We start from the raw sequence: 12,485 nt of genomic DNA, 5'->3' as shown, positions 1-12,485 counted from the left end.
ACCGCCGATAGGCGGCCCGGGGTCAGTACCTGGGCGCGTTACGGGACCGCTGGAGCCGCGCGCTCCGGCGGTCCTTCGCGTTCCAGCAGGAGGTGTGCCAGTGCCGGCGGTCCTCGACGCCGCCGCCGAACTGCGGCCAGGCCACCACGTGCGGCACCCCGGGCGGGATCTCCTGGTCGCACCCCGGGCACCGGTAGTGCTTCGCCGCCGCGCCGCCGCCGATCATGCGGACCGCCCACTCCTCGCCCTGCCAGCTCTCGGTGCGCTCCAGGCCGTACCGCGCGCCCCCGGTGTCGGGCGGGAGGGGTGACGATCGGTCGGTCCCGCCTCGCGGGCGGTTTCGGCGCGGGGACACGGGGCACCTCGGTGGGTCTGGGGCTACGGGTCGTGACCAGCCTACGCGGCACGGTCACCGCCCCGTCCCGGCGTCCCCCGGCTCTATGGCGCCCGCGCACCGATCATCATGAAAACTTCACGCAGGGCCGTACCTTCGGCACGTGTCAGCCGTTATTGCCTCCAGGGGGATGCCGCGTCGGTCGCTAGGAGGAACAAAGAGCGATGCGCGTTGGAGCATTTGTCCTGGCCGCCCAATTCCCCGGCCAGGGGCACGGGGAGGCGCTGTACCGGGCCGTCCGCTCGGCGGAGGTCGCCGAGGAGGCGGGGCTGGACGCGGTCTGGCTGGCGGAGCACCACTTCGTGCCGTACGGAGTGTGTCCGTCCGCGGTGACCCTCGCCGCCCTGCTGCTCGGCCGCACCCGCACCCTCGGGGTGGGTACGGCCGTCAGCGTCCTGCCCACCACCCACCCCGTGACCCTGGGGGAGCAGGCGGCGCTGCTGCACCTCACCTCGGGCGGAAGGTTCACCCTCGGGGTGGGCCGCGGCGGGCCCTGGGTGGACCTCGAGGTCTTCAACTCGGGCCTGGAGGCGTACGAAGAAGGGTTCCCCGAGTCGCTCGAACTGCTGATGCGCTGGCTGCGGGAGCCCCGGGTGGGCAGTGAGGGAGAACGGTTCTCCTTCCGCGAGGTCCCGGTGGTGCCCCGGCCCGACGAGCTGCTGGACTCGACCGGCCCCGGGGTGGTCGTCGCGTGCACCTCGCCCGCCAGCGTGCGGCTGGCGGCGGCGCACGGGCTGCCGATGCTGCTGGGCATGCACAGCGAGGACCAGGAGAAGGCGGACATGGTCGCCCTGTGGCGCAAGTGCGCGCTGGAGGAGGGGCGTTCACCCGATGAGGTGGCGTCGGCCGGTCATGTGGCGGCCGGGGTGGTGCAGATCGCCGACCGGTGCCAGGAGGCGCGGGAGACGCTGCTGAAGACGATGCCGGGCTGGCTGCACCACGGACTGTCGGCGCATGTGACCGTCGACGGCAGGATCCGCCGGATGCGCGATCCGCTCGCGTACACGGAGCTGCTGTGCGATCTCCACCCCGTCGGCTCGCCCAGGCTGTGCGCCGACCGCCTCGCGGCCACCCGCGAGCGCACGGGCATCGGCCGCTTCGCCCTGCTCGCCGAGGGCTCCGGCGACCTCGCGGCCACCGAGGAGAACCTCCGCCGCCTCGGCGCGGACGTGCTGCCCCTCCTCGCCTGACCCGGGGCCTCCGGCCGGCTCCCGACCGGTCGGCGCCCGCATGGTCCCGCATGGTCCCGTCCCGTCCGCCGGCCACAGGCCCCGGCGGAGCTGCCGCCCCCGTTTCTCCGCACCTCCCGCACTCGGAGCGGCAGCACAGGACGCGTCAGCAGTCCCGGAGCTCCGGCGACTGGTTCAGCAGCTGGCCCCTCACCGAGGTGAAGCGGGCCAGTCGCTCGTCCACCGAAGGGTCGGTCGGGAAGACGGCCACCCGGTGGCAGTTCTGGAACGCCAGGCGCACCCCGAAGTGCCGCTGCAGCGCACCGCGAATCGCGTCACTCGCCAGGGCGCGCAGCAGCTGGCCACGCGCCTGCTCGTCCGGCGGGGGCGTCCGGTTGTCGGCGAACTGTCCGCCTTCGACCTTGAGCCGGTCCACCAGGGAGCTGATCATCTCCCATGCGTAGGGCAGGGAGGTCCGGACGCAGTCGACGAAATCGGCTTCGTCGACCTCGCCTCGCTCGGCCTGTTCGAGGAGGGCCGGTGAGACGTCGAGCGACATGGGTTCTCCTCTCGCGACCCCGCGAGCGGGGTCTCAGGGATGGGCGAGCGGACGACGACGCCCTGTGCCCGTACGACGACCGCCCGCTTCAACGGTAATCCGGCCCCTGCTGCCCCACCAGGAGAACACCGACAACTGGCCAAAGCCCGAGGGGGCCTTCCAGGGCGAATCGCGTGAAGTGGCAGGAGTCGAGTAGCGTGGCTCACCATGCGTCTCGTCATCGCCCGTTGCTCCGTGGACTACGCGGGCCGGCTCACCGCCCACCTGCCCTCCGCCCCGCGCCTGATTCTGGTGAAGGCGGACGGCAGCGTCTCGATCCACGCCGACGACAGGGCCTACAAGCCCCTGAACTGGATGTCGCCGCCGTGCACCCTCAAGGAGGGCGACGGCGTCTGGACGGTGATCAACAAGGCGGGCGAGAAGCTCATCATCACCATGGAGGAGGTCCTGCACGACTCCTCGCACGAGCTGGGCGTGGACCCCGGCCTGATCAAGGACGGCGTGGAGGCGCACCTCCAGGAGCTCCTGGCGGACCGCATCGAGACCCTCGGCGAGGGCTACACCCTCATCCGCCGCGAATACCCCACGGCCATCGGCCCGGTGGACATCCTCTGCCGCGACGCGGACGGCGCGACGGTGGCCGTGGAGCTCAAGCGGCGCGGCGACATCGACGGTGTGGAGCAGCTCACCCGCTACCTCGAGCTCCTCAACCGCGACCCGCACCTGGCCCCCGTGCGCGGCGTCTTCGCCGCCCAGGAGATCAAGCCCCAGGCCCGCGTGCTGGCCACCGACCGGGGCATCGGCTGCGTCGTCCTGGACTACGACGCGATGCGCGGCATCGAGGACGACAAGCTGCGACTGTTCTGAGCGGCCGGCCGCCCGGACCCTTCCGGGCGGCCGCCGCACCACGCGAAGAGGGCCCGTACGCACCGTACGGGCCCTCTTCGCGTGGGCGCCGGGCCCCGGGGCTAGGCGACGGGGGTGCCGCCGCCGGAGCCGGTCCCGCCCGGGGCGGGACCGCTCGCCGAGTTGGAGCCGGCGGCCGTGGGGGGCAGCGGGTCCTTGGTCGGCGGCTGCGTGGGCGGCGTCGTCGGGGGCTTCTCCTCGGTCTTCGTCGGCGTGGGCGGCGTCGGCTTGGGGCTCTCCCCGCCGCCGGGCGAGCGGGTCGGGCTCTGGGACGGCCGGCCCGGCGTGGGCGACTGGGTGGCCGGGCCGCCGCTGCCGGACGCGGACGGCGAGGGGCTGCCGGACGCGCCGGGCGAGCCGGCCGTCCCGCTGGGCCCGGGCGACTGCCCGGGCTTGCCCGCGTGGCCGGGCACCTGCGGGCGCCCGCTCTCGCCCGGCGCCGGCTCGTCGGCGCTCAGCCCGCCGTCGCCGTCCTGCCGGTCCGCCGACTGGCCGGGCCGGACCGTCTCCGAGCGGTCTCCGTCCCCGCCGCCCGTGGTGGCGCCGAGGGTGACGACGGTGCCGAGGACGGCGGCGAGGAGGGCGCCCGCGCCCGCCGCGAGGAGGTTGCGCCGGTTGCCGCCGGCCATGAGCTTGTGCGCCCACGACGCCCGGCCCAGCGGGCCGCGCCGCGGGGGCGCGGGCGGTACGGGCACCGGCGCGGCGGCCGCCGCCGGGGCACCGGCCGCGGCCGGCACACGGCTGACGATCGTGGTGGTGGAGTCGGCGGGCTGCGGCCGCACGGGGCGCGCCGTGGCCGGCTTGGCCGGGGGCGCGGCGGACTCCTCGCGGCGGGCGGCCGGGACCTCCTCGCCGGAGGGCGTGCGCAGCGGGGGCAGCGGCGGCACGCGCGTGGAGCCGGTGCGCGCCGGGCCGCCGCCGGGCACCGTACGGGCGCCCATCGCCAGGCCCGAGCGGTCGGCGACGAGCGCCAGCGCCCGGCGTCCGGCGACCGCGCCGCGCTTGTCGGCGAGCACGCCGCGCAGCCCGATGGAGGCCTCCAGCTGGGCGCGGGCCCGGTCGAGGTTGCCGGTGCACAGCGCCAGCACGCCCAACTCGTGGTGGAAATACGCTTCTTCGCCGACTTCGCCCGCCAGCCGTGCGGCCTCCTGCCCGGCCCGCAGGGCGCGCTCCCAGGCCCCCCAGTGCAGCGCGGCCGCGAAGGCCGGTGCGGCGGTACGGGCGAGCAGCACCGCGGCCGCCCGGTGCCCGGAGTCGCCGTCGCCGATGAGGGCGCCCAGCGCGGCGAGGATGACCTCGCCCTCCTGGGCGATCCGCTCGGGGGTGACGGAGGGGTGCCCGGCCCACCAGGCGTAGTGCTGGGCGGCGGAGTGCGCCCGGGCGGCGGCCTCGTCGCCGTAGCCCCCGGCGAGGAGCTGCTCGGCCACGCCGGCCGCGAGCCGGTAGTGGGCGCCGACGGGGGTGATCAGCCCGCAGGCGAGGAGGTCGCCGACGGCGGCGTCGGCGTGGGTGTCGCCGGCCAGGGCCGGCAGGTGCGCCTGGTGGGGCATCTCGCCGCCGAGCGCGACGGCGAAGCGCAGGGCGTTGCGGGCGGCCTCGTCCAGGCGGGAGGCGAGCAGGACGGCGGGGCCCGCCGCCTCGGCGAGGCTGGGCAGCGACGCGGGCCGCCCCTCGTCCTCGCCGTCGCCCGCGGCCGCGTAGGGCCGCTCCGCGAAGACGCCGAACCCGTCGTCGGCGGCGGCCGGCGCGGAGGCGAGCTCGTCCTTCTGCCGCAGCAGCGCGCCGGCCTGGACGAACCGCAGCGGCAGGCCCTCGGACTCGAACCACAGGTCCGCGGCCCAGTCGGCCTCCTCGTCGGTGAGCGGCCGGTCCACGGCCAGCTCCAGCAGCTCCAGGCAGCCGGTGCGGTCCAGGCCGCCGAGGAAGACCTCTTCCACGTGCGAGTCGGTGGAGGGCGCGGCGACGTCGGGGGTGGCCGCGAGGAGGAAGGCGCACTCGGGTGTGGCGTCGAGGAGTTCGTCGAGCGCGGCGCCGCCGAACTCGAGGTCGTCCAGGACGACCACGGCACCGATCTCGTGCACGGCCGCCAGCAACTCGCCCCGCTCGAGGCGGTGCAGCGGCGCGTGGTGGACGACGGCGAAGAGCTCGTGGAGCAGGTCGGTGGGCGTGCGGTGGTAGCCGCTGAGCCGGACGACGCCGTCGGGCGCCAGGCCCGCGCAGTCCTCGGCGACGGCGTCCAGCAGGACGCTGCGGCCGGAGCCGGAGGGGCCGGTCAGCCGCACCGAACGGCCGCGGGAGAGCAGCCGGCCCAGGCGCTCGCGCTCCTCCGAGCGGCCCACCAGGGGCAGCTGGGGCCCGGCCTGACGGGCGGGCGGCGGGGGCGCGGCGGCGAGGCGCAGGCCTTCGCGCCGCTCGGGGCCGTGGCGCTCCGGTCTGGCGGGCAGGGCGCCGGGCGGGCAGGGCTCTATCTCGCTGCCGTCGACGGGGTTGACGGTGAGGAGGTAGTCACCGGCGACGAGCTGGACGACGCGGACCGGACCCTGGGCGGCGGGGACCTCCGGTGCCGCGGCGGACTCGCGCGGCGGGCGCCCCGTGGCGCCCGGCTCGTCGGGAGTCCGCTCGTCGTCGTGGAATTCCTCGGATCCGCGGTTCGTCGGGTCCATGGTTCAGAGCCCCCAAGATGCGTGGCGTGCCGTCGTGTCCTCCGGCCTGTCCGCACTCCTTCGACCTCCGGCCGGGAGCTGTCCGGGCCGTCGATTCCGGTCCGGTGCCCGCCGTGGGCTTTCGTAGGCGGCGGGAAACCGAACAGACCTTGCCACAGTATCTACGACGGGAAGGGTGCCCCGGCGCCACGGGACGTCACAGTCTCATGAGGATCGGGGCACTCGCGCCTCGAGGGGCTCACCGGGCCCGTCCGGCGCCCCGTTTGCACACGGGGGTCTCACACGTGCGGCAGGGGGCGCCGCCGGGGGCAGTCCTCCTCGATGGCGAGGATGCGGTGCAGCCGGGTGGCCACCAGGAGTCGCTGCATCCGGTCCGGCACCCCGCGCAGGACGAGCCGCCGGCCGGTGCGGCCGGCCCGGCGGTGGGCGCCCATGATGACGCCGAGCCCGGTGGCGTCCCAGGAGTCCAGCTCGGTCAGGTCCAGGACGAGGTCGCCCCGGCCGCCGTCCAGGGCGGAGTGCAGGACCGTACGGGCGTCCGCCGCGCTGCGGACGTCGAGGCGGCCCCCGACGACCAGTTCGGCGTGATCGCCCCTGATGTGCATATGCGCTCCCGGGAGTGGTCCCTGATGTGGATGTGGTTCTAAAGAACTGACTGCCTCTCACACCACAAAGTTGCCGCCTTCAGGCGAACCAATACCAAGTTCACCCGGGTGGGTGAACTTGGTATCCGTCCGACCGTCAGTGCTGGTAGAAGCCCTGTCCGCTCTTGCGGCCGAGGTCGCCCGCGTCCACCATGCGGCGCATGATCTCCGGCGGGGCGAACTTCTCGTCCTGGCATTCGGTGTAGATGTTGCCCGTGGCGTGCATAAGGATGTCGATGCCCGTCAGGTCGGCGGTCGCCAGCGGCCCCATGGCGTGCCCGAAGCCCAGCTTGCAGGCGATGTCGATGTCCTCGGCGCTGGCCACGCCCGACTCGTACAGCTTGGCCGCCTCGACGACCAGCGCCGAGATCAGGCGGGTGGTGACGAAGCCGGCGACGTCGCGGTTGACCACGATGCAGGTCTTGCCGACGCCCTCGGCGAACTCCCGGGCCTTGGCGAGCGTTTCGTCGCTGGTCTTGTAGCCGCGCACCAGCTCGCACAGCTGCATCATGGGAACGGGCGAGAAGAAGTGCGCGCCCACGACGCGCTCGGGGCGCTGCGTGGCGGCCGCGATCTTGGTGATCGGGATGGCGGAGGTGTTGGAGGCCAGGACCGTCTCGTCCTTCACCAGGCCGTCCAGGGTGCGGAAGATGTCCCGCTTGGTGTCGATGTCCTCGAACACCGCCTCCACGACGATGTCGGCGTCGGCGGCCGCGTCGAGGTCGGTGGTCGTGGTGATCCGGGCCAGCGCCTGCTCGGCGGCCGCGGCCTCCAGCTTCCCCTTGGAGACGAACTTCTCGTACGAGGCCTTGATGCCGTCCGTACCGCGCCGCAGCGCCGCGTCGGTGACGTCCCGCAGCACGACGTCCCATCCGGCCTGGGCGGAGACCTGCGCGATCCCGGAGCCCATCAGTCCGGCGCCGATGACGGCGAGCTTCTTGGCCACCACTGTCCCCTTACTCCCTGTGCATGTATCTGTGCATTCACGCCTCTCCGCCCGGAGATTAGCGCCCGTCGGCGCACGTGTGGGCAGTAAGAGATGCGCGTCACGTCCCAGATGACGGACGTCACACCGAGACGGCCACGGGGCGCGCCCCACGGTGCAGTTGGGTCACTTCAGTCACACTGATCACAGGTTGGGTGCGGCGTGGGCGGCCCTCGAGGGCGGTGCGTGGCTAGGCTCGTCCCCATGGTCAATCTGACGCGCATCTACACCCGCACCGGCGACGACGGCACGACCGCACTCGGTGACATGAGCCGCACCGTCAAGACCGACACCCGCATCGCGGCGTACGCCGACGCGAACGAGGCCAACGCCGCGATCGGGGTGGCCATCGCGCTCGGGCAGCTGCCGGCGGAGGTCGTCAAGGTGCTCGTACGGGTCCAGAACGACCTCTTCGACGTGGGCGCGGACCTGGCGACCCCGGTCGTGGAGGAGCCCAAGTACCCGCCGCTGCGGGTCGAGCAGTCCTACATCGACAAGCTCGAGGCCGACTGCGACCACTTCCTCGCGGACCTGGAGAAGCTCCGCAGCTTCATCCTGCCGGGCGGCACGCCGGGCGCGGCCCTGCTGCACCAGGCCTGCACGGTGGCCCGCCGCGCCGAGCGCTCCACATGGGCGGCGCTGGAGATGCACGGCGACATCATGAACCACCTGACGGCCACCTACCTCAACCGTCTCTCGGACCTGCTGTTCATCCTCGCGCGGACGGCGAACAAGGAGCTCGGCGACATCTTGTGGGTGCCGGGCGAGAACCGCTGAGGCGGCGGCCCTCGGCGCGGCCGGGGGTCCGGGGGTTGCCCCCCGGGAAATGCAGCCTGTGGGTGCCGGGCGAGAACCGCTGAGGCGGCGGCCCTCGGCGCGGCCGGGGGTCCGGGGGTTGCCCCCCGGGAAATGCAGCCTGTGGGTGCCGGGCGAGAACCGCTGAAAAGACGGGTGGAAGACCGGGGAGGCGGGGGGCCGCTCCGCCTCCCCGGTCGGTTCGGGGGCGGGCGCTAGCCCAGGCCGCCGACGACCGCGTTCATCAGCGTGCCGTGGTCGCCGGACATCTCCCAGATCATGACTCCTCCGAGTCCCTTGGACTTCAGCCAGGCGGTCTTCTTGCCGATGGACCAGGCGTCGTCGAACGTCCACCACTGGCCGCCCGCGCCCGTGTAGCCGTACGTCGCGACCGCCGTCTCGTCATGGCGGACCGTCAGGTTCGGCACGGAGGCCAGGAGGTTGTCGTAGCCGCGGGTGCCGGCCTCCTCGGGGAACTGCCCCGGCGCCGCGCCGCCCGCGCTCTGCCAGGCGCCGTTCGCGCCGCCGTCGGCGACCTGCTGCCAGCCGCGGCCGTAGAAGGCCAGCCCCAGGACGACCTTGCGGGGCGGGACGCCGGCGTCGAGGTAGGTCTGCACGGTCGTGGCCACGCTGAACTTCGTGGGGTACGGGTCCTTGGGGTCGGTGAAGAGATTGCCCTGGTGTCCCGTGCGGTTCGGCTCCCAGCTGTTGTCGCTGCCGGAGCCGTGGAAGTCGTAGCCCTGGACGTTGGCGAAGTCCATGTAGTCCAGCACGCTGGGGGTGCCGTCCTTGGTGGTGATGTCCCAGCCCGCGTCGATTTTCGCGGGGTCGGCCGGGGTGAAGGCGGTCAGCAGGTACTTCTTCCCGGTCGTGCCGCTCAGCGCGTCGAGCTGACGGCGGAACTCGGCGAACAGCAGGGTGTTGTTGGCCTTGTCGTCCTTGGAGACGTGGTTGCCGGCGTGGCCCTCGGAGCCCGGCCACTCCCAGTCGATGTCGAAGCCGTCGAAGACGCCGGCCGCGACGCCGGCGCCGCCGCGCCCGTTCGTCGTGGGCAGGTCGCCCTTGATGTACATGTCGATGCAGGACTTCACGAACTTCTGCCGGGAGGCGTCCGTCTTCGCGACGTCGGAGAAGTACTTGCTGTACGTCCAGCCGCCGACCGAGATGTTGATCTTCAGCTTGGGGTACTTGGCCTTGAGCTTCTTCAGCTGGTTGAAGTTGCCGGCCAGCGGCTGCTCCCAGGTGTCCCCCACGCCGTCGACGGACTCGCCGGCGCCGAAGCCCTTCTCGTAGTCGGCCCAGGAGTCACCGGCCCCGTCGCCCTGGCCGGGGTCCTGGGGGTTGGGGCTGGTGGCCTTGGTAACGCCGTTGAGGCAGGTCAGGTTGACGGGGTCGATGTTGGAGAACGAGTAGTTGATGTGCGTGAGCTTGCCGGCGGCGCCCGTGGTGTCCAGGGACTTCACGGTGTAGCCGCGCCCATAGATGCCCCACTGCACGAAGTAGCCCGCCTTGACGGCGTCCGTGCCCGGCTGGGGGTCGCCGCCCCCGCCGGTGGTCCGCACGCTGAGCGGGGCGCTGGCGGGGCCGGTCTGGTCGGCGGTGTCACGGGCGACGACCGTGTAGGTGTAGTCGGTGCCCGCGCTCAGGCCGGTGTCGGTGTAGGCGAGCTTGGCGACGGTGGCGACCTTGGCCTTGCCCCGGTAGACGTCGTAGTTCTTCACGCCCTTGTCGTCCGTGGCCGCGCCCCACTTGAGCGAGACGCTGTCGGCGGTGACGGAGGCGGCCGTGGGCGTGCCCGGGGCGCCGGGCGGGCTGTCGGACGGCGATCCGCCGTCGCAGGACGCGCCGTTGATCCGGCAGCCGGAGGGCTCGCCGTCGCCCGAGCCGACGAAGCCGAAGGTGACCGAGGCGCCGGGGGCGACGGAGCCGTTGTACTCGCGGTTCCTGGCCGTCACATGCCCGCCGGATCCGCTGACCAGCGCGTCCCAGTACGAGCTGACGGTGGTGCCGGAGGGGAAGTCCCACTCGACGGTCCAGCCGTCGAGGGCGGTGGTGCCCGTGTTCTTCACCGTCCACTGCGCCTGGAAGCCGGTCCCCCAGTCGGAGGTCTTGACGAACGTCGCCGTGGCGGCGGGGGCGGCGTGGGCGGGGGCCGCGAGGCCGACGGCCAGGCCGAGGGGGAGCAGCAGTGCGGTGAGCGCCGCGAGCGGGGCGCGGGCCATGACGCGGGTGATGAGACGTCTGCGTGATCTTCCGTGTCCCGTGGTTCCTGTGCTCAAGGCAAGCTCCTCGAGTGAGGGCCGGACAGGGTGGGGGGTGCGCGTGGTGAAGGGGCGCGTTATGAGGGTGCGCGTTGTGAAGGGAGCGTAGGAAGGTCCGTACCAACGGTCAAGAGGTCTGGACCAGACCCAACTCCCGGGCCAGCACCGCCGCCTGCACCCGGCTGCGCAGCTCCAGCTTCCCCAGCACCCGGCTGACATGGGTCTTCACCGTCGCCTCGGCCATTCCCAGCCGCCCGGCGACCTCCGCGTTCGACAGCCCCTCCCCCACGCACGCCAGGACCTCCCGCTCGCGGCGGGTCAGGACGTCGAGCACGGACGCGTCGGGCGCGCCCGGAGAGCGCACGGGCGTCGGATGCGCGAACTCCGCGATGAGGCGCCGGGTGACGACCGGGGAGATCAGCCCCTCCCCCCGCGCCACCGTGCGCACCGCCGTCACCAGGTCCGCCGCCTCGCTGTCCTTGAGCAGGAAGCCCGCGGCGCCCGCCCGCAGCGCCCCGAAGACGTACTCGTCCAGGTCGAAGGTGGTCAGCACCAGCACGTCGGCGAGGCGCTCGTCGGTGATCAGGCGGGTGGCCGACACCCCGTCCAGCCGCGGCATCTGCACATCCATCAGCACCAGGTCGGGCCGTAGCTCACGGGCCAGCCGGACGGCCGTCTCACCGTCGCCCGCCTCCCCGACGACCTCGATGTCCGCCGCCGAGCGCAGAATGAGCACGAGCCCCGACCGCACCGCGGCCTGGTCCTCGGCGACAACGACGCGGATCATCTGATCTCCTCCTCGTCCACGGGCAGCTCCGCCCGTACTTCCCAGAACGTCTCCTCCCCCGCCGCCGGCCCGGCGGCCAGCGCGCCGCCCAGCAGCGCGACGCGCTCGCGCATGCCGGTCAGGCCCGCCCCGGCCCCCGGCGCGCGCGGCCCCGGCCGCTCCCCAGGACGCTGGCCACCCGCACCACCAGCGCCCCGTCGTCCCTGGCCAGCGCCACGCTCACCTCGCCCGGCGCCGCGTGCTTGACCGCGTTGGTCAGCGACTCCTGCACGATGCGGTACGCCGCCAGCTCGACCGGCGCGGGCAGGGCGCCAGGGCCCCGCTCGTCGCGCAGGACGAACGAGAAGCGGTCGTCGCGCACGGCCGTACGGGCCCGCTCGAGCAGCGCGTCGAGGCCGTCGAGCGTGGGCGTGGCCGCCGGTTCGTCCGCGTCCTTCGTCTGCTCGCGCAGCAGGCCGATCAGCCGGCGCATCTCCGCGAGGCCCTGCACGCTGTTCTCCCGGATCACCCCGAGCGCCTCCCGGGACGCCTCCGGCTCGCCGATCGACAGCGCGGCCGAGGAGTGGATGGCGATGGCGGACAGATGGCCCGCGACCATGTCGTGCAGCTCGCGCGCCATGCGGGCGCGCTCCGCCCCGACCGCCTCGCGCCGGTCCAGCTCGGCCAGCAGCGCGGTCCTCTCGGCCGCCAGCCGGGCGGCCTCGGCCCGGTCCCGGTGCACCCGGATGCCCACCCCGGTCCAGGCCGGGGCCACGGTGATCAGCGAGAAGGCGAAGCCGATCAGCAGCGCCGAGGGCTTCTGTATCAGGACCAGGGCCAGCGCCGTCACCAGCGCCGTGCCGATCTCGCAGGCCCGGGGAAGGCGCCGGGCCACGGCCGGCGACCCGTACAGCACGGCCGCGTAGACCAGGTCCGTGTACATCACCACGGTGGCGACGAGCGTGCCCGTGCAGAGGTCCAGCGCCACGGCCGCCGTGCCGATGGCCAGGGCCGTCAGCGGGGCGCGGCGGCGCAGCAGTTCGCTGCCCGACATCACGACCAGGGCGACGAGGACGAGCCACTTGGGCAGCCCGAAGAGCGGCTTGCCCTCGCTCAGCCCGAGGAACCACAGCAGCAGTCCCCCGAGCAGCCCGGAGACCGCGATGAGGATGTCGACGCGCGCGGGGTGGCGGAGGAAGCGGACCGGCATGGCTCCATCTCAGCACGTCGGGCGGGGTGCGGCCGTCCGCCGGGCGGCCGCCCGTACCGGCCGGCGGTACATCGAAGGATGCAGTGCCATCTCGTCGCCCGCGACGACGAAAACCCCGGTCACAGCGGTGACG

The 12,485-nt window shown here is 73.5% G+C and carries 10 protein-coding genes and 1 pseudogene; 3 read left to right on the top strand and 8 right to left on the bottom strand.

Annotated elements, in window-relative coordinates; all coding sequences use genetic code 11:
• Positions 1-22: 22 nt before the first annotated feature.
• Positions 23-355 carry an Rv1322 family protein gene (locus J1792_RS20620; RefSeq protein WP_086574727.1) on the bottom strand — a complete coding sequence of 111 codons (333 nt, stop codon included), beginning with the start codon at positions 353-355 and terminating at the stop codon, positions 23-25.
• Between the two features lie 203 nt (positions 356-558).
• Here J1792_RS20620 and J1792_RS20615 point away from each other — a divergent pair, with 203 nt between their 5' ends.
• Positions 559-1,584: an LLM class flavin-dependent oxidoreductase gene (locus J1792_RS20615; RefSeq protein ID WP_086574725.1), complete on the top strand. Its 1,026-nt coding sequence runs from the start codon at positions 559-561 to the stop codon at positions 1,582-1,584.
• Between the two features lie 145 nt (positions 1,585-1,729).
• On the opposite strand, the gene J1792_RS20610 is transcribed toward J1792_RS20615, so the two are convergent.
• On the bottom strand, positions 1,730-2,122 hold the full coding sequence (locus J1792_RS20610) for an SCO5389 family protein (RefSeq protein WP_086574723.1): 393 nt from the start codon (positions 2,120-2,122) through the stop codon (positions 1,730-1,732).
• A 207-nt stretch (positions 2,123-2,329) separates the two neighbouring features.
• Between J1792_RS20610 and nucS the strand changes: the two genes are divergently transcribed.
• Positions 2,330-2,989, top strand: coding sequence for an endonuclease NucS (gene nucS, locus J1792_RS20605; RefSeq protein ID WP_086574721.1), 660 nt, complete (start codon positions 2,330-2,332; stop codon positions 2,987-2,989).
• A gap of 101 nt (positions 2,990-3,090) precedes the next feature.
• Here the strand turns inward: nucS and J1792_RS20600 are convergent, their stop codons facing one another.
• From J1792_RS20600 to J1792_RS20590, 3 genes are all read right to left on the bottom strand, one after another.
• On the bottom strand, positions 3,091-5,691 hold the full coding sequence (locus J1792_RS20600; RefSeq protein WP_207247963.1) for an ATP-binding protein: 2,601 nt from the start codon (positions 5,689-5,691) through the stop codon (positions 3,091-3,093).
• 278 nt (positions 5,692-5,969) lie between these two features.
• Complete coding sequence (locus tag J1792_RS20595) at positions 5,970-6,296, bottom strand: STAS domain-containing protein (RefSeq protein ID WP_086574659.1); 327 nt, start codon at positions 6,294-6,296, stop codon at positions 5,970-5,972.
• Positions 6,297-6,432: 136 nt separating this feature from the next.
• Positions 6,433-7,281 (bottom strand): 3-hydroxyacyl-CoA dehydrogenase family protein, encoded by an 849-nt coding sequence (locus tag J1792_RS20590; protein WP_086574661.1) that lies wholly within the window; start codon positions 7,279-7,281, stop codon positions 6,433-6,435.
• A gap of 243 nt (positions 7,282-7,524) precedes the next feature.
• On the opposite strand from J1792_RS20590, the gene J1792_RS20585 reads away from it, so the two are divergent.
• Positions 7,525-8,097, top strand: a complete 573-nt coding sequence (locus J1792_RS20585; RefSeq protein WP_207247962.1) for a cob(I)yrinic acid a,c-diamide adenosyltransferase — start codon at positions 7,525-7,527, stop codon at positions 8,095-8,097.
• 233 nt (positions 8,098-8,330) lie between these two features.
• On the opposite strand, the gene J1792_RS20580 is transcribed toward J1792_RS20585, so the two are convergent.
• From J1792_RS20580 to J1792_RS20570, 3 genes and pseudogenes are all read right to left on the bottom strand, one after another.
• Entirely contained in the window at positions 8,331-10,337 is a 2,007-nt protein-coding gene (locus J1792_RS20580; protein WP_207248158.1) for a glycoside hydrolase family 18 chitinase, read from the bottom strand.
• 166 nt (positions 10,338-10,503) lie between these two features.
• Complete coding sequence (locus tag J1792_RS20575) at positions 10,504-11,163, bottom strand: response regulator (protein WP_207247961.1); 660 nt, start codon at positions 11,161-11,163, stop codon at positions 10,504-10,506.
• A pseudogene (locus tag J1792_RS20570) lies at positions 11,160-12,352 on the bottom strand (sensor histidine kinase). The gene J1792_RS20575 and the pseudogene J1792_RS20570 overlap by 4 nt, the downstream one beginning before the upstream one ends.
• Positions 12,353-12,485 lie beyond the last annotated feature (133 nt).

This window comes from Streptomyces triculaminicus, from assembly GCF_017349075.1.
GTDB lineage: Bacteria > Actinomycetota > Actinomycetes > Streptomycetales > Streptomycetaceae > Streptomyces > Streptomyces triculaminicus.
This window is presented reverse-complemented; position numbering and strand designations above follow the sequence as displayed.

Bases quoted from the DNA above. Each gene is read 5' to 3' on its own strand.
- J1792_RS20615 (WP_086574725.1), top strand. From the start codon at position 559: ATGCGCGTTGGAGCATTTGTCCTGGCCGCCCAATTCCCCGGCCAGGGG.
- J1792_RS20575 (WP_207247961.1), bottom strand. From the start codon at position 11,163: ATGATCCGCGTCGTTGTCGCCGAGGACCAGGCCGCGGTGCGGTCGGGG.
- J1792_RS20585 (WP_207247962.1), top strand. From the start codon at position 7,525: ATGGTCAATCTGACGCGCATCTACACCCGCACCGGCGACGACGGCACG.
- J1792_RS20580 (WP_207248158.1), bottom strand. From the start codon at position 10,337: ATGGCCCGCGCCCCGCTCGCGGCGCTCACCGCACTGCTGCTCCCCCTC.
- J1792_RS20600 (WP_207247963.1), bottom strand. From the start codon at position 5,691: ATGGACCCGACGAACCGCGGATCCGAGGAATTCCACGACGACGAGCGG.
- J1792_RS20610 (WP_086574723.1), bottom strand. From the start codon at position 2,122: ATGTCGCTCGACGTCTCACCGGCCCTCCTCGAACAGGCCGAGCGAGGC.
- nucS (WP_086574721.1), top strand. From the start codon at position 2,330: ATGCGTCTCGTCATCGCCCGTTGCTCCGTGGACTACGCGGGCCGGCTC.
- J1792_RS20595 (WP_086574659.1), bottom strand. From the start codon at position 6,296: ATGCACATCAGGGGCGATCACGCCGAACTGGTCGTCGGGGGCCGCCTC.